The sequence below is a fragment of the Haloarcula sp. 1CSR25-25 genome, from assembly GCF_032027985.1.
Taxonomy (GTDB): Archaea; Halobacteriota; Halobacteria; order Halobacteriales; family Haloarculaceae; genus Haloarcula.
In genome coordinates this window covers 182,111-202,630 of the sequence record NZ_JAHYBW010000006.1, presented here as the reverse complement: position 1 = coordinate 202,630, position 20,520 = coordinate 182,111, and the positions used below count along the sequence as shown (strand labels likewise).

Annotated in this window: 21 protein-coding genes and 1 tRNA gene; 7 read left to right on the top strand and 15 right to left on the bottom strand. The window is 63.1% G+C overall.

Annotation, left to right across the window (positions count from 1 at the left end; genetic code table 11):
* Nucleotides 1-21: 21 nt before the first annotated feature.
* From KZ498_RS17415 to KZ498_RS17400, 4 genes are read right to left on the bottom strand one after another with little or no spacing between them, the layout of a single operon-like run.
* Nucleotides 22-663, bottom strand: a complete 642-nt coding sequence (locus tag KZ498_RS17415; protein WP_312620433.1) for a 30S ribosomal protein S3ae — start codon at nt 661-663, stop codon at nt 22-24.
* Entirely contained in the window at nt 656-886 is a 231-nt protein-coding gene (locus KZ498_RS17410; RefSeq protein WP_312620432.1) for a KEOPS complex subunit Pcc1, read from the bottom strand. The genes KZ498_RS17415 and KZ498_RS17410 overlap by 8 nt, the downstream gene beginning before the upstream one ends.
* A complete protein-coding gene (locus KZ498_RS17405; protein WP_312620431.1) occupies nt 883-2,007 on the bottom strand; it encodes a hypothetical protein in 1,125 nt (374 codons plus the stop codon). Before KZ498_RS17405 ends, KZ498_RS17410 begins: the two co-directional genes overlap by 4 nt.
* Nucleotides 2,008-2,478 (bottom strand): 30S ribosomal protein S15, encoded by a 471-nt coding sequence (locus KZ498_RS17400; RefSeq protein WP_312620430.1) that lies wholly within the window; start codon nt 2,476-2,478, stop codon nt 2,008-2,010.
* 371 nt (nt 2,479-2,849) lie between these two features.
* On the opposite strand from KZ498_RS17400, the gene KZ498_RS17395 reads away from it, so the two are divergent.
* A complete protein-coding gene (locus tag KZ498_RS17395) occupies nt 2,850-4,478 on the top strand; it encodes a polymer-forming cytoskeletal protein (protein ID WP_312620429.1) in 1,629 nt (542 codons plus the stop codon).
* A 105-nt stretch (nt 4,479-4,583) separates the two neighbouring features.
* Nucleotides 4,584-6,371, top strand: coding sequence for a hypothetical protein (locus tag KZ498_RS17390; RefSeq protein WP_312620428.1), 1,788 nt, complete (start codon nt 4,584-4,586; stop codon nt 6,369-6,371).
* 25 nt (nt 6,372-6,396) lie between these two features.
* Here KZ498_RS17390 and KZ498_RS17385 read toward each other — a convergent pair whose 3' ends face one another.
* From KZ498_RS17385 to KZ498_RS17365, 5 genes are read right to left on the bottom strand one after another with little or no spacing between them, the layout of a single operon-like run.
* On the bottom strand, nt 6,397-7,140 hold the full coding sequence (locus KZ498_RS17385) for a hypothetical protein (protein ID WP_312620427.1): 744 nt from the start codon (nt 7,138-7,140) through the stop codon (nt 6,397-6,399).
* A complete protein-coding gene (locus tag KZ498_RS17380) occupies nt 7,133-7,576 on the bottom strand; it encodes a hypothetical protein (RefSeq protein WP_312620425.1) in 444 nt (147 codons plus the stop codon). Before KZ498_RS17380 ends, KZ498_RS17385 begins: the two co-directional genes overlap by 8 nt.
* Nucleotides 7,569-8,603, bottom strand: a complete 1,035-nt coding sequence (locus KZ498_RS17375) for a hypothetical protein (RefSeq protein WP_312620423.1) — start codon at nt 8,601-8,603, stop codon at nt 7,569-7,571. Before KZ498_RS17375 ends, KZ498_RS17380 begins: the two co-directional genes overlap by 8 nt.
* The gene (locus tag KZ498_RS17370; protein WP_312620421.1) at nt 8,591-9,196 is read right to left on the bottom strand and encodes a hypothetical protein; all 606 of its coding nucleotides are present in this window, start codon (nt 9,194-9,196) and stop codon (nt 8,591-8,593) included. The genes KZ498_RS17375 and KZ498_RS17370 overlap by 13 nt, the downstream gene beginning before the upstream one ends.
* 1 nt (nt 9,197) lies before the next feature.
* Nucleotides 9,198-9,740 carry a hypothetical protein gene (locus KZ498_RS17365; protein WP_312620419.1) on the bottom strand — a complete coding sequence of 181 codons (543 nt, stop codon included), beginning with the start codon at nt 9,738-9,740 and terminating at the stop codon, nt 9,198-9,200.
* A 242-nt stretch (nt 9,741-9,982) separates the two neighbouring features.
* On the opposite strand from KZ498_RS17365, the gene KZ498_RS17360 reads away from it, so the two are divergent.
* Nucleotides 9,983-10,054, top strand: a tRNA-Ala gene (locus tag KZ498_RS17360).
* Between the two features lie 232 nt (nt 10,055-10,286).
* Here KZ498_RS17360 and rpl12p read toward each other — a convergent pair.
* From rpl12p to KZ498_RS17335, 5 genes are all read right to left on the bottom strand, one after another.
* Nucleotides 10,287-10,634, bottom strand: a complete 348-nt coding sequence (rpl12p, locus tag KZ498_RS17355) for a 50S ribosomal protein P1 (RefSeq protein WP_312620417.1) — start codon at nt 10,632-10,634, stop codon at nt 10,287-10,289.
* Nucleotides 10,635-10,651: 17 nt separating this feature from the next.
* Nucleotides 10,652-11,701 (bottom strand): 50S ribosomal protein L10, encoded by a 1,050-nt coding sequence (locus KZ498_RS17350; protein WP_312620415.1) that lies wholly within the window; start codon nt 11,699-11,701, stop codon nt 10,652-10,654.
* A 1-nt stretch (nt 11,702) separates the two neighbouring features.
* Nucleotides 11,703-12,341 (bottom strand): 50S ribosomal protein L1, encoded by a 639-nt coding sequence (locus KZ498_RS17345; protein WP_312620414.1) that lies wholly within the window; start codon nt 12,339-12,341, stop codon nt 11,703-11,705.
* A 245-nt stretch (nt 12,342-12,586) separates the two neighbouring features.
* Nucleotides 12,587-13,075: a 50S ribosomal protein L11 gene (locus tag KZ498_RS17340; protein WP_312620412.1), complete on the bottom strand. Its 489-nt coding sequence runs from the start codon at nt 13,073-13,075 to the stop codon at nt 12,587-12,589.
* Nucleotides 13,076-13,294: 219 nt separating this feature from the next.
* Nucleotides 13,295-13,495, bottom strand: a complete 201-nt coding sequence (locus tag KZ498_RS17335; protein ID WP_312620411.1) for a hypothetical protein — start codon at nt 13,493-13,495, stop codon at nt 13,295-13,297.
* 159 nt (nt 13,496-13,654) lie between these two features.
* Here KZ498_RS17335 and KZ498_RS17330 point away from each other — a divergent pair, with 159 nt between their 5' ends.
* The 4 genes from KZ498_RS17330 to KZ498_RS17315 all read left to right on the top strand — a co-directional run bounded on the left by KZ498_RS17330 (nt 13,655) and on the right by KZ498_RS17315 (nt 19,351).
* Nucleotides 13,655-14,764, top strand: coding sequence for a GTP-binding protein (locus KZ498_RS17330; protein WP_312620410.1), 1,110 nt, complete (start codon nt 13,655-13,657; stop codon nt 14,762-14,764).
* Nucleotides 14,765-14,889: 125 nt separating this feature from the next.
* On the top strand, nt 14,890-15,330 hold the full coding sequence (locus KZ498_RS17325) for a TIGR04206 family protein (RefSeq protein ID WP_312620408.1): 441 nt from the start codon (nt 14,890-14,892) through the stop codon (nt 15,328-15,330).
* Between the two features lie 72 nt (nt 15,331-15,402).
* Complete coding sequence (locus KZ498_RS17320; RefSeq protein WP_312620407.1) at nt 15,403-16,155, top strand: VOC family protein; 753 nt, start codon at nt 15,403-15,405, stop codon at nt 16,153-16,155.
* A gap of 430 nt (nt 16,156-16,585) precedes the next feature.
* Nucleotides 16,586-19,351, top strand: coding sequence for a BGTF surface domain-containing protein (locus tag KZ498_RS17315; protein WP_312620406.1), 2,766 nt, complete (start codon nt 16,586-16,588; stop codon nt 19,349-19,351).
* 105 nt (nt 19,352-19,456) lie between these two features.
* On the opposite strand, the gene KZ498_RS17310 is transcribed toward KZ498_RS17315, so the two are convergent.
* On the bottom strand, nt 19,457-20,092 hold the full coding sequence (locus KZ498_RS17310; RefSeq protein ID WP_312620405.1) for a hypothetical protein: 636 nt from the start codon (nt 20,090-20,092) through the stop codon (nt 19,457-19,459).
* Between the last annotated feature and the right edge of the window lie 428 nt (nt 20,093-20,520).

The following is a 20,520-nucleotide window of genomic DNA, read 5'->3' as shown; positions in this document are numbered from 1 at the left end:
AACGTCGGTGCTGAAACGGGGTTAGGCTTCGACGTCGACGTCTTCCTCGTCAACGTCGACGGCCGTCTCCTCTTCGGCGGCGACTTCTTCGGGCCGCGCTTCGAGCGTGGTCTTCTTGATCTCGACGCGTCGGAGCGGGTAGATGTCCTTGGCCTCGCCGTAGATGGCCGAGGAGAGCCGACCCTCGACGACGCTGTCGACGAGCTGTTCGAAGGTGCGGTCCTTGGCCGTCTCGCGGACGAGGTCGATCATCGTCCGGCGGATGGCCTTCTCCTGGGAGGCGTCGGCCTTCTTCGTCGTCACGGCGACGGGCTGGATCTGGACGCGGTAGTCGTCCGTGGTCAGCACGGTGATGTAGGCCTCGACCTTCGAGGAGCCCCGTCGGACGAGCGAGCGGAGGTAGTCCCGCGTGAGCTCGTGGCGGATGAACTCCGTGTACGCCGAGTCCGAGGCGACCTCGTTGATCTTGAATGTCAGCTTCGTGTTGTTCTCGCTGGCGTCGTTGGTCAGTTCGCCGAGCGTTGTTTCGATGGTGCGTCCGAGCACCTTGTCCGGTTCGTCTGCCGGTGTCTTACCGAGAACCTCCCGGTCGAACTGCTCGGGAGCCTGCACGGTGTACCACCGTTTCTGTTCTGTGCGCTTGGAAACGCTTCGTTCACTCATGGTTGGATTGTGTGTGTTGGTCTGTGAGCTGTGCTGCGACCCGGATGTTGACGACGTAGTCGTCGACGGTCGCCTGCAGGCCGCCGGTCGAGTCACGTTCGACGGTCGTGACCACGGCGTCGCCCTCGACGCGCGTGGTCATCTCGTCGGTGTTGTCCGGCCGCACTGCGCGTGCGACGCGTTCGGGCGAGTCGTGTGTCGTGCGAACCTCGGCCCGTCTCATACTGCCTCCCGGAACGCCTCGATGAAGTCGGCCGTCGAGACATCGAACCGGGCGCGCGCCCGGTCGCCCGTCCCGACGGCGTCGCCGCCGACCGCATCGGCGGCTGCGTGCATCGTCTCGGCCACGTCCCGGCCGTCCGTGGCACGGGCCGCAGCGTGGTCGTCGGTGACGACGAGCGTCACCGGCTCCGGTGTGCGGTAGTCCGCGAACAGGCGGGCAACAGTGCCGATTGGCATCGCGTCGCCGCGAGCGACGAACAGGCCGTCGTATCGGCCCGTAGTCGCCTCTGACACCGCTTCGTGGGCGCGCGTGGCGTGACTGTGCCAGGCGGCCAGGGCGTTCTCGCGGACGGCCTCGTGGCCGAGCGCGAGCGCGACGGCGGTGCCCGGCTGTTCGCGAGCGACGGCGTCGAGTACGTCGGCGTACCCGCCGACCGTCTCGAAGGGGCCGCCCACTGTCGGGCGGAGCGCGCGCTGGACTGCGTCGGCGGCCCGCGGGGGCGCGTCCGCGGTGACTGTCAGGGCGACCAGCGACGCGAGCCGTCGGTGGTCGTCGGCCGAGAGGTCACCCGCACGAACCGAGTCCGCGTCGAAGTCCAGTCCGGCGAGCGCGGCCCGCGTGGCGTCCGTCTCGCCCGAGAAGGGCGCGACGAACAGCGTCGAGTGGGCCAGCCCGTCCGCGAGGTCTGCTGTCGGCACCGCGACACCGGGCCGGCGTTCGAGCCCCGCCTGTTCTGCGGCTTCGGCGACGGATCCGTCGGCCTCCCCGGCGGCAATCGTGCCGGCCAGGGCGAGCGCGCGGTCGGGCGTCGAGCCGAGTTCGCGGGCGGTCTCGAAGGCAGTACCGGCGGCGCGGTCGGTCAGCGTCACGTCGGCGGTCGGCTGTGTGCGACCGATGGCGACCGTAATGTCGGTCTCTGTGGTCCGGTCGGGGTCCTCGAACGGGCGGACGACGCTCGCCTGGAAGGGCGTGTCATCTAGGGCCCGTGCCAGCAGTCCCGTCGCGGCCAGCGCCTCACCGGTCGCGTCGCTGACGAGGCGCACGAAGGCGGCCTCACGGAGCGACCCGGCGAGGGCACTGGGCGACGTGGCTGGCGTCGGTTCCCGACCGGTCGCCGACATCTATTCGAGACCCAGCGCTTCGACGGCGTTGTCGTAGCTGTAGGTGAAGTCCTCGTCGACCTCGTCGCCGCGGTAGTAGTCGATGAGGCGTCGGATCTTCGACTGCGTGTTCTGGAGTGCACGCTTGTTCTGGTAGTCGCCGGGGTTCTCGTCCATGTGGTCGCGGAGGCGGACGGCCCGCTCGAGCAGGTTACGGAGGTCCTCCGGGAAGTCCGGTTGGGCCTCGTTCTCCTCGAGGATCTCGGTGACTTTCTTGCCGGTCGCGAGCGAGACGTCAGGGATCGGCGTGCCCTGAACGCCCTCGTCGCGCAGCTTCAGGCCGATCTCGCTGGGCGAGTGGCCCTGTTCGGCCAGTTCGACGACGCGGTCTTCGATTGCGTCCTCGTCGACGTCGCTCCACTCCGGGGGTTCGTCTGCCGCCGGTTTGTCCGAGTCGGACGAACCGCGGCGGCGTGTATGCATTCGTGCCATTGTAATCTGGTTGGAACCGCACGAACCGCTCTCGTTACGAGGCGTATTGGCACTGTACAGTGCCGAACACGGCCGCAATCCCGAGCCGCGGAAACCCACGGCGAGTCAGATTTGCGGTCGTGCTGTTCCCATCTCCCTGTCTGAGAGGACGCGACTAAACCGTTCCGCTTCCCGGTCACCGCGTAAACCGGTCACACTGCCGTCGAATCTGCCCGAGCGGTATAAGTCTTCGCGGTATTACAACTGATAACTCACCCGTCTCATTTAACAGGGTACTCAGGCTACATATTGTCAACATGGGTCGGGTCGGGCAAAGAGCGGACAGTCGCGGACAAAGCGGGCCGCTCGGACTGGCACTTGTGTTTGCAGTGATGATAGTGACGACGACGGCTGTCGTCGCGATCGGAGCCGATTCGATTGCGAGCACGCGAGACCAACTGGACCTCGAACGGACCGAGAAGTCGATGACCCAGCTGGATTCCGAGGTAGCGCTGGTCGCACTTGGCCAGTCGAAGGTCCAGCAGGTCGACCTCTCAGCAGCCGAATCGAGCCGCTATCGGGTGAAAGACGACGTCGGCAAAATAACGGTCACCAGTTCCGGGCCATCGGGCCAGATTGTCGAAGCGGATCTCGGCGCTGTCGTATATGAGAGCGAGGGCGGAGCGACTATCGCGTACCAGGGCGGTGGGGTCTGGCGCTCCGGGAGTTCCGGAGACGCCATGATGGTGTCGCCGCCGGAGTTTCACTACAGAGACGCGACGCTGACCTTCCCGCTTGTGACGGTGCAGGGCGACGCGAAACTCGGCAACCGGGCGACTGTCACGCACAACTCATCGACGCAGTACTGGCCGAACAAGTCGGCCGGCAGGACGAACCCGCTGGATACCGGCACGGTCGAGGTGACCGTCCAGAGCGAGTACTACCAGGCCTGGGGGCAGTACTTCGAGACCCGGACTGACGGGTCTGTCGACTACGACCACAGCAACGACGAAGTCACGCTTGAGTTGCTCGTCCCGGCGACCAATCCGCCGGTTCAGGGGGGTATCGTCGCCGGGACGCCCGGCACGTCGATGACGATCAAGAACAACGCCGAGGCGGACAGCTACAACTCCTCGCAGGATTCCTACAACGGGTTCCCCGACAGTTCGAGTACAAAGATCATCTCCGCCGGCGACGTCGACGTGGAGAACAACGCGGTAATCGAAGGGGATCTCGAATCCGGCGGTGACGTGACGATAAGCAACAACGGAGAGATACGTGGGAACCTGTCCTACGGCGGGTCAGCCAGCGGCGGCGGCTATCCCGGCGGTGTCAGCGGGTGGAGCGCACAGAACGCCTCAGTTCTCTCTCCGGATTCCGTCGAGCGGCTCATCGACACACGCCGGTCGAGTATCTCGTCGTCGAACGACAACGCCGCGGCCGCTGACGTCGACGAGAGTACGAACACGCTGGCAAACTGTGACCCGGAGTGTGAACTGACCGCCGGCGACTACTACCTCTCGGACATCACGCTCACCAGCAACGAAAACCTGAAAATCGATACCGCCAGCGGCGACGTGAACATTGTCGTCGACGGGACAATAACGATACAGAACGGCCAGCAGATAGACGTGGTCGGCGGGAACAGGACCAACGTCTACGTCGAGGGCGACTACTACCAGCAGAACAACGCGCTCGTCACCGTCGAAGACGACAGGGCTCCGAACTTCTGGGTGTACACGAACCCCGGTGCGGACGTGGAGTTCAACCAGAACGCCGAGTTCACCGGCGTGCTCTATGGACCCAACGGCCCGAGCAACGACGGCGCTGACATCACGCTCGACCAGAACGCGCACGTCTACGGCGGCCTCGTGGGCGACGTGACGTTCGTCTCGAACAATTACGGCATCCACTACGACGAAGCGCTCCAGCAGACCGAGACGACGACGGTCGCACGGGCGATCCCCTCCGTCACCTACGTCCACGTGTCGACGAACCGGGTGAACGTGACGGCCGGGTGACCACGCGATGTCCGGGGCGTAGCGTCCGGTATCGACCTGCAGTGCAGTCTCCAGGTCGCCGTGGTAGCCACCAACTTTATCAACACTGATAGCAAGTGTGCTACAATGAAGATTCCCCCGAGCAAGGCCGACGGACGGCAACGAGCTCAATCAGCACCGCTCGGGGTGGCACTCGTATTCGCAGTGATGATAATCTCGACGACGGCGGTGCTGGCCATCGGGGCCGGGGCGATAACCGACACGGAGACGCGGCTCGGCGCGGAACGGACACAGAAGTCGCTGACCGAGTTCGACTCGCGGGCCGCCCTCGTCGCGCTCGGCCAGTCGAACGTCCAGCAGGTCGAACTGGCCTCCCGGGGGTCGGAGAACTACCGGGTCGACGGGACGGCCGGCTGGATGAACGTCTCCTACGAGGACCCCGAGACCGGAAATACGACCGTTATCTTCCGGGAGCGGATGGGTGCGGTGATCAACGAGGACAACTCGCAGACGGAAATCGCGTATCAGGGCGGCGGGGTCTGGCGCTCCGACGGCGCAGGCCAGTCGGTGATGGTGTCGCCCCCGGAGTTCCACTACCGCGAAGCGACGCTCACGCTGCCGTTGATTACAGTCAGCGGTGACCGGTCGCTCGGGACGCGAGGAACCATCAGCAAGAGCGGGTCGACACGGCACTTCCCGAACCGGACGAAAGACCCGACGTTCGTCAACCCGATGGACAACGGCCAGGTGACGGTGACAGTCCAGAGCGAGTACTACCGTGGCTGGGGCGAGTACTTCGAGACGCGAACCGACGGGGACGTCAACTACGACCACTCGAAGAATACGGTCAACGCCACGCTCGTCACGCCTGTCGGAGACCGACGCGTCCGGAGCGCGGTCAAGTCCTCCTCGCCGGCCGGCGTCATCAAGTTCAAGGGGTCGACCGACCCCGGATTCGACGCCTACGACTCCTCCGACGGCGACGGGTACGCTGGCGAAGGGGCAGCCAACGGCTGGAACAACGGCTCTGTCAACACCGCCGGTGACGTGGATATCCAGGACAACGGCGTCAAGGTGTACGGCAACATCACTTCCGGCGGCTACGTCGACCTGAAAGACTGGAGCAAGAACTTCGAGGGCGAGCGCGTCGAGTACGCCGACGGCTACTCCCCGAACCCGGCACCAGCCGGCGTCGAGACGGAACAGATATCCGGCGTCGAGGGGGTGTCCTCCATCGACGGCTACGTCAACCGCCGGGTCGAGGACATCGAAGATGACCCCGATAGCGGGTACTACAGCGGGGGAACGATATCCAGCACCGGCACGCTCGATTCCGCGGGCGGCGATAAACAGTACTACGCCAAACACATCGACCTGGACTCCGGCGAGACGCTTACCATCGACACGAGCGGCGGGAACGTCTCGGTAGCCGTCCGGGATTACATCAGTCTCGACGAGGCGGCCATCGAGGTCGATGGCACCCACGAGGCTCGCTTCTACATCAAAGGCGAGAACGCGTGGGGGATCCGGACGATCAAGGGCGACTCGACGCTGTCACACGTGGACATCGCCGGCGGGTCCGTCGAGACTGTCGGAAGCGGCCCGAGCGAGAACGCGACGCAAGTCGCGTTCTACGGCAAGAGCCACGTCAACACGACTCTCTCGAAAGACGGAGGGAACTCGAAGGTCGTCGGCATCATCTACATGCCCAGCCAGGGGACAAACAGGCTCGTGATGCGCCAGAGCGAGGTGTACGGCGGGGTCGTCACGGGCGAGGTGGACGTCTGGCAGGACGGGGCGATACACTACGACGTGAGCCTTCGGAACACGCGGGCCGTCCCCGAGGAAGCAAACATCATCCGCATCACGTACCTCCACATCTCCGTCAACCGCATCAACGTGACCTCTTCCTGATCGGTCACAACGGCCGCGCGGCCCCCTACTGGTCGATTGTGACCCTGATGTCGTGGTAGACGACGTACACGCGGTTGATGTCCGAACCGCCCCCGTCGTACACGCACCAGTCGTCGCCCCCGGTGCAGGTGAACCCCTTCTCCTCCTCCAGGTACCTCTCCCACAGGTCGGACCGCGGACCGGTCACGTTGATGCGAATCTTTTCGGCGTTTGAGTCGGTGTCGTTATAGGCGATGTCGGTGTCCCGGTGGTTCGCTCGAACCAGCACTGTCGACCCACCCAGGCTCTGTGCCTGTGGGCGATTGATACCGACGATAGTGATGAGCGCGTGGTTGTCGTTGACCAGCAGCGGCGGGTCGCGGATTCGCAGGCCACCGTCGCGGTTCGTCCGGTAGACGCCGCCGGCCTCGTAGACGATTTTGCGGTCCTCCTCGCCTTCGAATTCGATGGGGCGGATCTGCCACTGTCCCACTCTGGAGTAGCTACCCCCCTCCTGTACTTCGACCGTCATGGTGACGTTGTCGGCAGTCCGTAGCTGTGCCTCGCCGAGGCTAATCTCGGTTGCCCGGCTCGGCGCGCCCCGCTGGTACATGTCCGCGATGTTGTCGCTCAGGATGTCGAACGCGCGCTCGGCGTTGTTGACCTGCTCCGCGTTCCGGGCGTCCTGCAGGCTTCCCAGCCCGCTGACCGAGATCAGTGTGATCGAGGCGATGATCAGCGTGAACACCAGCACGAAGCTCAGCACCTCGCTGACGGCCCGGTCAGTCATTCTGGACCTCCAGTTGTGAGCTCCCGTCGTCGTAGATGACGCGGACGCGACCCCCGTCGACCGACGAATCGCCGTACGGGGTCACGGTGACGATGCTAACGGTAACTGTCACCGCCGGGTCGGTCGACTCCAACACGATGTTGTCATCGGTCGGGTCGAGCGAAATCCGGTAGTTCCCGCCCGCGACGCGCTCGGGGTAGGCACGCGTGATCGTAACCGTCGGGTCAGACCTGTCCGCCGCCCGGACCAGCCGGTCGGCCTGTGCGAGGTCCGACGCGACCTGCTGCCCGATGACCGAGAGCTCCTCTCGGACCACTTCGGTCTGGCGGTCGCTGACGAAGTTGCCGCCAGCCACGACCAGTCCCGTGACCAGCAGCGTCGCGATGGTGAGCGTCAGCGTGTAGCTGATTGTCGTCGAGACGGCGCGGTTACGCATCGGGCTCACCCGGGGCGACCCGAACGTCCGCCGTGTAGTTGATGTTCGCGTTGACGTAGGTGAACTCGACGTCGGTCGCGTACACTGCGTCGGTCATGTACGGCGTGGGTCCCGGTCCCGGACTCGCCGCGAGCGTGGCCGTGTCTGGCGAGTTCGCCACCACGAACGAGTAGTTGCCCCTGACCGTGTCTCCGTTCTCGAAGCTGACGTTGTACGGCGTCGAGATACCCGCGCCGTACCCGTAGTACGTCTCCGAGGACTGGTCGTAGCCGAGGGCTGTACACGGCTGGGACGCGACGGTCCCATCCGTCAGCGAGACAGTGAACTCCTCGGCCGGGACTGTCTTTACACACTCCTTGGTGGTACCGCCCGGAAGTTCGGTGCGGACGTGAATCTCCTCGGCATCCGTGGCGTCTCTCCAGAGCGCGACTCGCCAGGTTCGACTCGGCGAGCCCGTGTTGTTGATTACGACTGCGAACCGGTTCGAGAAGGCGAGTCCGTCCGTCGAACTCAGTATGCCACCACCCTTTCTGACATCCAGTTCGAACGCGCGGGTCGCGTGTGGCTGGCCGTTCTCTTCGACGCGACTCACCAGCTGCCAGTCCGCTGTTCCGCTGCTGAGACCGTCCGTTGTGAAGTACCCGCCGCCGCTGTCGTTCATCGCGACGCGTGACCCAGTGTGGTAATTGTGGGGGGTCGAGACGTTCAGCAGACCACCGGTTGTCACCTGCTGGCGCTCTATCTGGCGACTCAGCCGTCCGGTGGATCGCTCGATGGCGTCCCGACGGTCGCCGGTCGTGGTGTTGTACCGGTTGGCCGACCGCACACTGGTCCCGACGCTGTCCTCGACCATCGCCCGCGCTGCCAGTGCGCCGTCGCCGCCTGCGGTTTCGCCCCGGCTCGCGAGGTTCTCAGTAAATATCGCGGAGTTCACTATGAGCGCGAGGGCGATGAAGGTCACTGCCAGCGCGAACGCCGCGATGAGGATGATCTGACCCCGGCCGTCGCCGTCGGTCAGATCCGCCACGCGATCACCTCCAGACGGACCGTGTTGTAGTGGCTCCGTCCGGTATCCTGAATCGGGTGCGTGACGTTTGTGTCGCCGATGCGGGTCCGGTTCGCCGTCTCGTCTGCGTCGTACAGCGGGTCGTCGTCGGTCAGCGCCACGGTGTACGTCGCCGTGACCGCGTTGTCCGTCGGCACTCCGTTGTAGATGTACGGCCGGATGACGTTTTCCCCACTCGGGCTGGTGAACTTCAGGTAGACGTTGTAGGCGATGCCCTGCCGATTGAACGTCCGTTCCAGCATCCGACCGAAGGTGTTGTCGGGCGGGCCGCTGGTGTAGTACTTTTCTTGTCCGGCGACGTTATGGAACTCCTCGGCCGAGTTGTTCCAGTACAGTATCGCTGGCTTGAGCGCGTCCGCCTCGGCCGCCGCGACCAGCACGCCGTTGCCGGTCGCCTCCTGCTGGTTCTCGATGTGCTGGCTCGACGTGCTCGCCGATAGTGGCGTCACGGCCGTCATCTGCAGCGCGAACACCAGACTCGACAGCAACATCAGGCTCGCGATGATCGCTTCCAGCGTGTGTGCCTGTGCACGGACCGTCTCACGACGCCACATCTCACCACACCTCCACGGAGACGGTCACGTCGGTGCCTGCCAGGCCGACCACTCGGGTGGCCGTCACTGCCTGGTCATTGGCCGTGGGCGCCGGGTCGCCGCGATGGAACGGAGTAGAGCACGACCCTGAGTTCTTCTCGACGATCTGCTCGGCACTGTCGTCCCAGCAGAGGATATCTGACCCGGTGCCGCCCGACGAGACGTTCCCCCGAATGGTGATGTTGATGTGCGTTCTGTCCCCGTCGAGCCCGACCTGCTGTTCGACCGGATTTCCGCCGGCCCACCCACCCGTACAGTGTGCTGGCGCCGCGTCGTTCTCGAAGAACTCGACCGTACAGAACCGGTCCAGCGAATACGGCCGCTTTGGCGTCCCAAGCATCGACTTCGTGACGTTGTCGGCGACGCGATTCGAGATGACCGTCTCCTCCTGTGCCCCCTCGGTGAACGGCGACAACAGGCCCGGAATGAACAAGAAAATGAAGATGAGCACCGCGAGGAAGACGCTGATACCGATGGCGAAATCCAGCGTCGTCTGCCCCCGCATCATCCGTGTCTCCCCCCAAGACGATGGCAATGCTCCCCGGAACGCAAGCGCACGTCTGGTGTAGGATACCCACTCATCTCGGCCCCTCTCCTGTCTGCATGCCCGTTTCTGAGTAGTCGACGTTCTCGATACTTTTATCGATTGTGGCAGATGACACTGGCCCGACCGGACGACAGTCCGTCCCACCCCCGGCTCGCTTCGATGGGTTTAAGAAAAACCACCGGATATCACTGGTACGAAGCGGGCTCGTAGATCAGGGGTAGATCACTCCCTTGGCATGGGAGAGGCCCCGGGTTCAAATCCCGGCGAGTCCATCCGAATTTTACCGTCGTACGCAGGGAGCAGCCACGCGACTGAGAGCCTCGCCACTGGTCACCGGGACGGATGCCGCCAGTAGCGTGCCGCTTTCGACATCCGAGTTGTCAATCGTCTGTTCGGTAGTGACAGTTCACGGGAAACCCAACGCGACGATTCGCGGTCCACTGGTAACCGGCGATGGCTCTCGCCGGCCTGCGCAAAGAAAAACTGAGCTGTGTAGGAGCCGAGTTAGCCGAAGAGTTCGCCGAGGCCCTCACCGCTTGCCTCGTCGTCCTCGTCGTCATCGTCGTCGTCGCCGTCGTCGGCAGCCTCTTCTTCGGCTTCCTCGTCGGCCTCGTCGGCCTCGTCGGCGTCACCCTCTGCGGGTGCGGCCGCGCCGCCGCTTGCCGGCACCGGTGCCGCAGCGGCCTGGTCGACGGCCTCCTCGATGTCGACGTCCTCGAGGGCGGCGACGAGGGCCTTGACGCGGGACTCCTCGACGTCGACGCCAGCGGCGTCGAGCACGTCGGTGAGGTTGTCTTCGTTGATTTCTTCGCCCGATTCGTTCAGGATGAGTGCAGCGTATACGTATTCCATTGTTGTAGTGTGGGTTGTTAGAACATCGCTCCGAGCGCGTCGCCGGCGTCCTCGTCGTCGTCATCGTCGCTGTCGTCGGCCTCCTCGGCCGCGTCGTCGGCGTCCGCGTCGTCCTCGGATGCGGTGTCCTCGTCTTGGTCGTCAGTCGGTTCCTCTGTCGCCACGTCGGCCTCGACGCCCCGGAGCTCCTCCGGGAGCGCCTCGTCGTCGTCGATCTGCGAGGCGAGCGCACGGACCTGTGCGTCGGCCTTGCTCACGAGGTCAGGCACGACCTCGGGGTCCTCGATGGCCGCCTGGAGCGCGAGGCTCTTGGCGTTGCCACGTGCGGACTGGAGCATCGTCGGGGCCGTCGTCGCAGTCGGGTAGTCGGCGTTGACCGAGAGGTTGAACCCTCGGCCGGCAGCCGCCTGGATGTCGTTCCGGTACTCGTCGATATCGAGCGCCAGTTCCTCGGGCTCGAACAGCACGCCGTCGGCGAAGACGGCGCGAAGGTCGAGACCGACCTCCTTCGGCTCGATACCGAGTTCGTTCAGCACGTTCGCGAGTTCCTGGGAGACTTCCTCGCCGGTGTCAAGCACCGTCGAGTCAGAGAGGACCTGAATGGAGCCTTCCTGAATGCGTGCGTCGGCACCCACGCTCTGGAGTTCGCCGACGAACGGACCGGGGTCGACGCCCGTGTCGCCTTCCGGAATCACGATGTCGTTCGGAGCCACTTCGCCGGCACCGATGGGTGCGGGCGTCTTGGAGGCCTCGAGCTCCTGGAACAGCGAGAACGGGTTGTCGTCGGTTCCGATGAGCCCGACCTGCCCGGTGATGTAGCTGGTGAGGTCTTCGAGTCCGTCGTCGACCTCGTCGAGCGCACGCTCGAGCAGCGTGTTCCGGGAGACCCGGAGTTCGGCGGTCCCGTGCAGGTCACGTCGCATGTCCTGGAGCTGTCGGGACGGGATCCCGGTGATGTTGACGACGCCGATGCTCTCGTAGGACTCGATCATCGCTACGATGGCGTCGACCTCCTCCTGCTTCCATTCGGGAATGGTCTCTGTCTTGCGTTCGGATTCGGCGCTCATATCAGGCAACCTCCATCGCAGGCCCCATCGTCGTCTTCACGTAGACGGTGTCGATGTTGAGCGGGCCCTTCTCGAGGTCCGCGTGCAGACGGCGGAGGATGACGTCGATGTTGTCCGCGATGTCCTCGGCGGACATGTCCTCCGCGCCGACCCGCGTGTGGAACGTTCGCCGTTCCCCGCTGCGGAGCTGCACGGTGTTTTTCATGCGTTCGATGACCTCGACGACGTCGTCGTCGGGGTCGAGCGGTTCCGGCATCTTCCCGCGCGGACCGAGGACGGTCCCCAGATAGCGACCGATGTCCTGCATCATCCCCTTCTCTGCGATGAAGAAGTCAGTGTCATCGGCGAGGTCCTTGGCGGCGTCGTCGTCGCCACCAAGTTCCTCGAGTTCGTCCTCGTCGAGTACGTCGTCTGCGACTTCCTCGGCACGAAGGGCGGTTTCGCCCTCGGCGAAGACCACGATAGTGGTCTCCTGACCGGTGCCAGCAGGAAGCACGACGGACTCGTCGACGCGGTTCGACGGGTCGTTAAGATCTAAGTCGCGCAGGTTCACAGCGAGATCGACCGTTTCGCGGAAGTTCCGCTCAGGTGCGTCCTCGAGTGCGCGCGAGACTGCGTTCTCTATTTCCTGATCTGCCATTGTTCACCTCCGTAGTACGCCAATCGGCTTCTACGGGTCAGTGAAACAGGCGGATGCCTGTCTCGTCCGGGTAGACGCCAATGCGACACTTAAACCCGTCGAACCAGCCCAAGGACCGCTAACGGGCGTGTTTCCGGTTCGCAGGGTCCTGGCGTTGGGCTGGGGTTCCGGTGACTGTGCAGTGGCTCAGTGGCGTCGAAAGCAAGGGAAAACACACGCCAGTCGCACAGCAACGCCAGTCCGACTTACGCCTGTGCTTCGGCCGCGAACACGTCGTCGTACTCGCCCGCGTCGATGCGCTCCTTGAACTCGCGTGGGTTCTCGCCTTCGATGGTGACACCGAGGGAAGTACAGGTTCCGACGACTTCCTTCGCGGCGTTCTTGAGGTCATAGGAGAGCAGATCGGGATGTTTCTGCTCGGCGATCTGTTTGACCTGGTCGACGGTGAGGTCAGCGACGAAGTCCTCCTGGGGCTCGCCGCTGCCGGTCTCGAACCCGGCCTCGTCCTTGATGAGTTCGGCCGTCGGCGGGACACCGACCTCGATCTCGAACGAGCCGTCGTCGTCGTACTCGACGGTGACGGGGACTTCGGTGCCGTCGAACGCGGCCGTCTGGTCGTTGATCTCCTGTACGACTGCCTGCACGTCCACCGGTGTCGGGCCGAGCTCCGGACCGAGTGGCGGGCCAGGGTTGGCCTCTCCACCGGGAACGAGGACTTCGATAGTTCCAGCCATACATAGTGGAATCCTCGCGGCAGTTTAAAGGATTGCGTTTCACGGATCGCCCCGTGAGGCCTCCACACGCACGAACACTCACCGTTTGGAACCATAGACAGAACGGCCAGCGCGACAGAGAACAGCGCCCCCGGCAACCCGTACTGCTGGCTGTACCTCCTGGGAGATATTTGCCATCCCGTGGTGGCGGAATCTGTCACAGACGGACAGCCGACAGTATCAGGCGAACGTCACGCCGTTCATCGCGAGGAAATCGCTCGCGTCTTTGATTTCGACCGGGGAGCCGATTATCCGGACCTGTTGACCGTCTTGGTGAACGCTTACAGTGAACCGCCGTTCCAGCTCCTCTCGGATGCCGTCCAGCGCACCGACTGGCAGCAGGATCTGCGTGCTGTCGCGGAACCGATTCGCTGCTCCCATTATCGACACATGACGGAGGATACCCTATAGGTGTGTCGAATTACATGAGCGTCGCCTGACGAGTCCCACTCTCAGGACGGCCCCGGTGGTGCGTACCCACCGGTCGGCGTCGGCGAGGGAGGAAAGCCTTATTCGGTGTGAGGGGCCGACATACACCTAATGGGGCTCGAAGAGGAGATTCAGGAACTCGAAGACGAAATCGCCAGCACTCCCTACAACAAGTCTACAGAGGCCCATATCGGTCGACTGAAGTCGAAGCTCGCGGAGAAAAAGGAGAAGCTCGAACAGCAGGCCTCCTCGGGCGGCGGCGGCGGCTACGGCGTCGAGAAGCACGGCGACGCGACCGTCGCGCTCGTCGGGTTCCCCAGCGTCGGGAAGTCGACGCTGCTGAACGCGCTGACCAACGCCGAGTCCGAGACCGGCGCCTACGAGTTCACGACGCTCGACGTGTATCCGGGGATGCTCAAGTACAAGGGGGCGAACATCCAGATACTCGACGTTCCCGGACTCATCGAGGGCGCAGCCGGCGGCCGCGGCGGCGGCAAGGAAGTCCTGTCCGTCGTCCGGACCGCTGACCTCATCGTATTCCTCATCTCCGTCTTCGAGATCGACCAGTACGACCGGCTCAGCGAAGAGCTGTACAAGAACAAGATCCGACTCGACCAGGAGCCGCCGTGGGTCAACGTCCGCAAGAAGGGCAAGGACGGGATCTCGGTCAACACGGCCTCCGGCGTCGAACTCGACGACGAGACGGTCAAGGCAGTCCTGCGCGAGCACGGCTACGTCAACGCCGACGTGACCATCGGCGAGCAGATCGACATCGACCAGCTCATCGACGGCGTGATGGACAACCGCGTCTACCTGCCCTCCCTCGTCGCCGTCAACAAGGCCGACCTCATCGAGCCCGACTATCTTCCCAACGTCGAAGACGAGCTCCGGGAGCGGGACATCGACCCGGACGAGGCGATCTTCATCAGCGCTGAGGAAGAGAAGGGGCTCGACAGCCTCACCGAACGCATCTGGGAGGAACTCGGCCTCATCCGTATCTACATGGACAAACCGGGCCGCGGCGTCGACCGCGAGGAACCGCTCATACTCCGCGAGGGCGACACCGTCGACGACGCCTGCGAGAAGCTCGGGGGGAGCTTCGACGAACGGTTCCGCTTCGCTCGCGTGACCGGCCCGAGCGCCAAGCACGACGAACAACAGGTCGGGCGCAGCCACGAACTCGCGGACGAGGACATCCTGCGGATCGTCGCCAATCGGTAGGGTCGTCGCCAATCGGATGTATACTGTTCCTCGCGTGCACGCGAGAGACCGGAAAGACAGGGATACTTCGCTCCTCTCAAAAAATCAGTAGATGCGTTCATAGGTATGGAAACCCGCGACATGATATGGCCCACGGTCCCCGACGCCGCCTTCTCGCCGTCGTCGTTGCCGGGCTCGTCCCCTGGACAGTGGTGGTAATCGGAGCGGAACTGACGCTCGTCTTCTCGTTTGGACTGTTCAACACGAACCCGCCGGAACTGCTCTCGGTCTACAGCTACTTCGTCCGCTTTACCGGCATGCTCCCACAGTTTATCGAGTCGTGGGGTTCGGGCGTCCTGCTGTACGTGTTTGCCCTGAGCAGCGCCGTCGTCGGCGTCGTCTGGCGCGAGGATGTCCGGCTCACCGCCCTCGCCCTGGCAGGCGCGGGCCTGACTCAGATTCCCGTGTTCCTGGGATTCACCAGGCGGCTCAACTACGTCGCCGTCCCGGTCGGCACCCTCGTCCTGCTTGCCGTGGTCTGGTGGTACTACCTGCCGGCCATCCGGACCGATGCAGCGACGCGGTGACTTGCGGTATCGAAGCCGGACGGAACCACCTGTGGCGGTAGCCTTTTCGCTCGCTCGCACAATGTGTCGCGTATGTGGTCACTCGATCATACGATGATGCGCGTCGAGGATCTGGACGCGTCGCTGGACTGGTACACGACACACCTCGACTACGAGGAGAAGGGCCGCTGGGAGGCCGACACCTTCACGAACGTCTTCCTCGGTCCGGAAGATGTCCACGACGAGGGTGCCTTGCTCGAACTCACGTACAACCACGACGGGCGCTCGTACACGATGGGCGACGCGTGGGGACACATCGCCGTCCGCTGTGACGACGTGTACGACGCCTACGACGAACTGATGGACGCCGGCGTCGAGGACTACCGCGACCCGGACTCCTGTGGCGGCTCCTACGCCTTCGTCACGGACCCCGACGGTCACGAAATCGAGATTGTCGAGCGAGACCACGGCGCGAAGTGGTCGCTCGACCACACCATGATCCGCGTCGAGGACGCCGAACAGGCTATCGGCTGGTACACCCGTAAACTGGACTACGACCTGTTCCGCCGCGCGGAGTTCGACGACTTCGCGCTGTACTTCCTCAAGCCCGCGGACGCCCCCGACGAGGCGATGTCGGTCGAACTCACCTACAACTACGACGGTCGGTCCTACGAACTCGGCGACGCCTGGGGCCATCTCGCGGTCCGGACCGACGACCTCCACGACGCGTGGGAGACGCTGATGGGCCGTCACGCCGAGGACTACCGCGACCCGGAGAGCTGTGACGACCGCTACGCGTTCACCAAAGACCCCGACGGTCGTGAAATCGAAATCGTGACGAACTGACGGCACTGGCCGGAAGTTACCACGACCTCGATGTCTATTTTCACGCAGTAACTGTCAGGAAGTTGTATGTCTGGGAAGTGGCCGCTGCCCTTCCAGACATACCGTGGCGAGACCTGGTGGCTCACGTTGACACCGGAGTCTCCATTATGTAAATCCCAGGCGTCAGACGCCTGAGTGACAACCGTATGGGACGAGCTACACGCTGCTCTTAGCGCACTCTAGTTGCCGTTGGCGGCCGTTCTGGGTTATGAGCGTTCATGACAGTCGCATGTTCTAACCACAAAACATTTATAATAGACAACTAACGTTAGGACTGTACCCCTACCCATGGCGCCAGAAGTGAGTACACCGGTTCGGTCTACCCGCGGTCGCGGTGACCGCGTTCCGACCACGTGGAAAACTGCTGGGGTCGCCCGATACAACACAAACTATGACAGGAAATTCAGATAAGGTTCGTAGCCTGTTCCTCACGGCGCTGATGGTCTTCTCGGTATTCGCCGGGACCGTCGCGTTCTCCGGCGGCGCAGCCGCCGCCGCGAACGTCAGCGTCGGACAGGCAGCAGAGTACGATGACGGAACAGTCGAATTGGCATTAAACGGTTCAACCGGGAGCGCAGTCACCGCAGGAGATATCGATATCTTCATCGACGGGAACCAGAATCCAGGCAATTACGCCTCGAGCATCTCTGTCGATGGGACTGATGACGGGACGACTGGACGCCTCCAGTTCAGCCTGGATCAGGACGTTCAGCCGAACCGGAACCTGACCGTCAAGATTTCAGGTCTTTCCGGTGGCGACGGCACGGTCGTTGCTGAGGACATCGACGTGACGTCCCAGACGATCGCGGCCGACGACACCCAGGACGATAGCAACGCTTTCCGCGGTGAAGTCCTCGCCCTCCGTGCCAGCGACACTGACGCCGACACGGCTACCTCGAGCACCGAGGTTCTGGTTGAGGACTCGAACGGCGCTGTCGTCATACAAGACACCTACGCGGCCAACAGCGAGGTGTACACCCTTGATACGGAGAATCTCGACACCGGTGAAGAATACGAGATTTCCGTTGCTGGTGACGAAGACGAAAACGTCACGATCAGCGACCTCGCTCTGGAAGTGAACATTGACGACGATGTCGGCGAAGGCGCCAACATTGACGACACGGACAACCTCGCGGTCAACGTGTCGACGAACCGCGGTGGCCAGCCGGCCAACGCGACGCTGTTCGACGAAGACGACGACAAGGTTGCCACGCAGATCAAGAACCTGCAGGGTAACAACAACGTCGTGTTCAACTTCGGCAACCAGAGCGAAGACGACAGTCCGTACTACGTCGAAGTCACGGACAACCAGACCGGCGTCTCCGCACAGTCTGGTCTTATCAACGTCTCCGAGTCCGACGACGGTGACGCGAGCTTCGAAACCTCGACCGTCCAGGACGAAGTCGGTGACGTCGTCAACATCACGGTCCAGGTCGACAACACCGAGGACGCCGTGATCAACATCGGTGACGAGAACGACGATAACTACTACATCCAGGGACAGCTTGAGGACGACGACGAGGACGGCGAAGTCACCGTCCAGTTCAACAGCTACACCGCTGGGACTCACGGGACCAACACGGTTCTCAGCGTTCCCGGTGACGATGACATCGATGACATCGAAGAGGGTGGCGACTACACCCGAGGCAGCCTGAGCGATGACACGCTCGAGGCTGGTTCGTACTCGATGAACGTGACTGCGGGGACGTCCCCGGACGTCACCAGTCCCGACACGGTCGGCACGATGCGCCTCAACGAGAACTCCGTTGAGAGCATGCAGACGTGGGCCGCACCGAGCGATGCCGACATCGACGACGAGGATGTCGATATCTACGACCGCATCGGCGTGAACCTCACGCAGTCGGACAACGTCGCAGCCGAAGACGTCGTCGTCCACCAGATTGAGGCATCCGGTATCGAAGGTGCCATCGAATACGAAGACGTCGACAACGGAGCCAGTGGTACGACGGCAGCGTTCGCCCAGGCTGTCGACACTGACGGTAACACCGACAATGGTGTCGGTACCGCCGGGCTGACGCTCTACGTCAACCGAACCGACGTCGGTGCCAACGCCGACGCTGACACGGTTGACTTCGCGAACAGCACAGGCGCCCTCACTGTCGTTGAGGACGCAGACAACAACACCTACTTCGTCGCGCTCGACACGAGCGACGTTCAGTTCGAGTCCGGTGAGACGATCGTCGACGAGGAGGACACGCGGATCAACGCCACCTTCGCAGTCAAGGAGGGGCCGCTTACCGATGATGCCTCGAGCACCGCCGCACTCTACAGAACGTCCGAGCGTGACGCAACCCTGAACCTCGATGATGACGGGTTCGTCACAGTCTCGGCCGCTGCCGGCCAGGAAGTGACCGGTGATACGAACGTCGCACCCGGCTCCGAACTCGAAGTCGAGATGGAGTCCGAGAGCGAGGCGAACCCGTTCGTCCTCCGTCCGGAAGCTGATGTCGGGCCGAACGGCACGTACACTGCCACGGCTGACTTCAGCGACTACTCCGCTGGAACGAACTTCACCGTCCAGACGCTCGACGTCGACGGTGATGAGGACTTCAGCGACGAGGAAGACGGTCGCATCGTCGAAGGTGCGACGGCCACTGTGAGTATCAGTGACCAGGAATCCGACGGTAGCGAAGTCGTCGTCGACAGCGCGCAGCTGTCCGACGGTGGCTTCATCGTTATCCACGACAGCTCGCTCCTCGAGGGAGAAGTCGCGGGTAGCGTCGTCGGGAACTCCGAGTACCTCGATGCAGGCAGCCACGAGGACATCACGATCACGCTCGACGAGCCGATGGACGAGAACTTCACGGCCATCGCGATGCCGCACCTCGACACCAACGGCAACGAAGCGTACGACTTCCCGGACGCTGACGGTCCGTACACCGCCAACGGCTCCGCCGTCACGGCCAGTGCGAACGTGACCGTCTCCGCCGAGCCGCCGGAGACCGAAACGGAACCGCCGGAGACCGAAACGGAACCGCCGGAGACCGAAACGGAACCGCCGGAAACCGAAACGGAACCGATGGACACCGAGACTGAAGCCACGACCACTGCAGCGGAAGGTCCCGGCTTCACGGCAGCTATCGCGCTCATCGCGCTCGTCGCTGCTGCGCTGCTCGCTGTCCGACGCGACAACTAACCGGAGCAGTTCCGGTCCCTGAACACCGTTCTTTCTTTCGCACACTACACCGAGAGTGCCGACAGTCCGCAGAAACAACCGCTCGACTCGCTTCTTGACCCAGGCCTACTCCGTTCGCTTCTGAACGGCTAGCTGCTGGTCGTCAGTCGTGACTGGGTCACAGTCGAACGCCGGTGCGACACGGTAGTAGTCCAGCACCTGCCGGACATCCCCTTCGATTGCCGTCGACGTGAGGTCAGCTTCGCCGATAATCCGCCCTTGCCGTTCGTAGATCGCTCGAGGCGACGTCGTCGGTGGGACGTGAGCGGTTCCCGTCTCGTTTGTCGTATACCGCCGGTCGACCTGCGATTCGTAGCGGTTTCTGTTGATAATCCACCGTGTGCCATCGGCTCGCGTCTCCACGACGATTGTCGGGAACTTCGTGATGTCCCGTTCGCCCGCGGCGTCGAGGAGCAGGTCGTACAGCTCCCGCGAGAGACTCGTCTGCAGGACGTTCCAGGCGGTGAAATCGACTTGCTCCAGTAGCTCGGCGTTCACCTCGGCGAACGTCTCCGCGGCCGCCCGTTCGTCCCCTTCGAGGTAGAACACGTCGGTGAACTTCCCCGGGTTGTTGGCCTGTGTCAGCCCCGCCGTGCCCGTGACCTGCATCGCCCGTACCTCGGCCCGTTCGTCGAAGTTCAACTCCGCCCGAGAGCCGCCGGTCCGTGGCGCTTCTTCGAGCTCGTCGTACAGCTGCGTCATCTTCTCGTCTCATCCTTCCAAGTTCAGTTGTATATTACTTACTTACCACTTATTGTCAATGCGCACTACTCTCCTCTCCAGTGAGATTTCTTCTCGTAGAATCACAGCGTAGCGCCACCCGGAGGAACGGGCCAGAGCGGACTGTCATTCGAATCGGGAGGTCGAACGGGGTTTTCAGCCGTTGTACCTCCATCCCGTGCCCAGACACATCAGACAAACATCCATAACAACAATACATACATCCTAGAAAACATTACTGAGTGACCATTACTTATAGTTTACTTACCATTTTTATTCCACAAAGCATTTACCACACTTCGGGGAATGTACTGATACCCCTACCCATGACGCCAGAAGTGAGTACGCCGGTCCGGTCTATGCGCGGTCGCGGTGACCGCGTTCCGACCACGTGGAAAACTGCTGGGGTC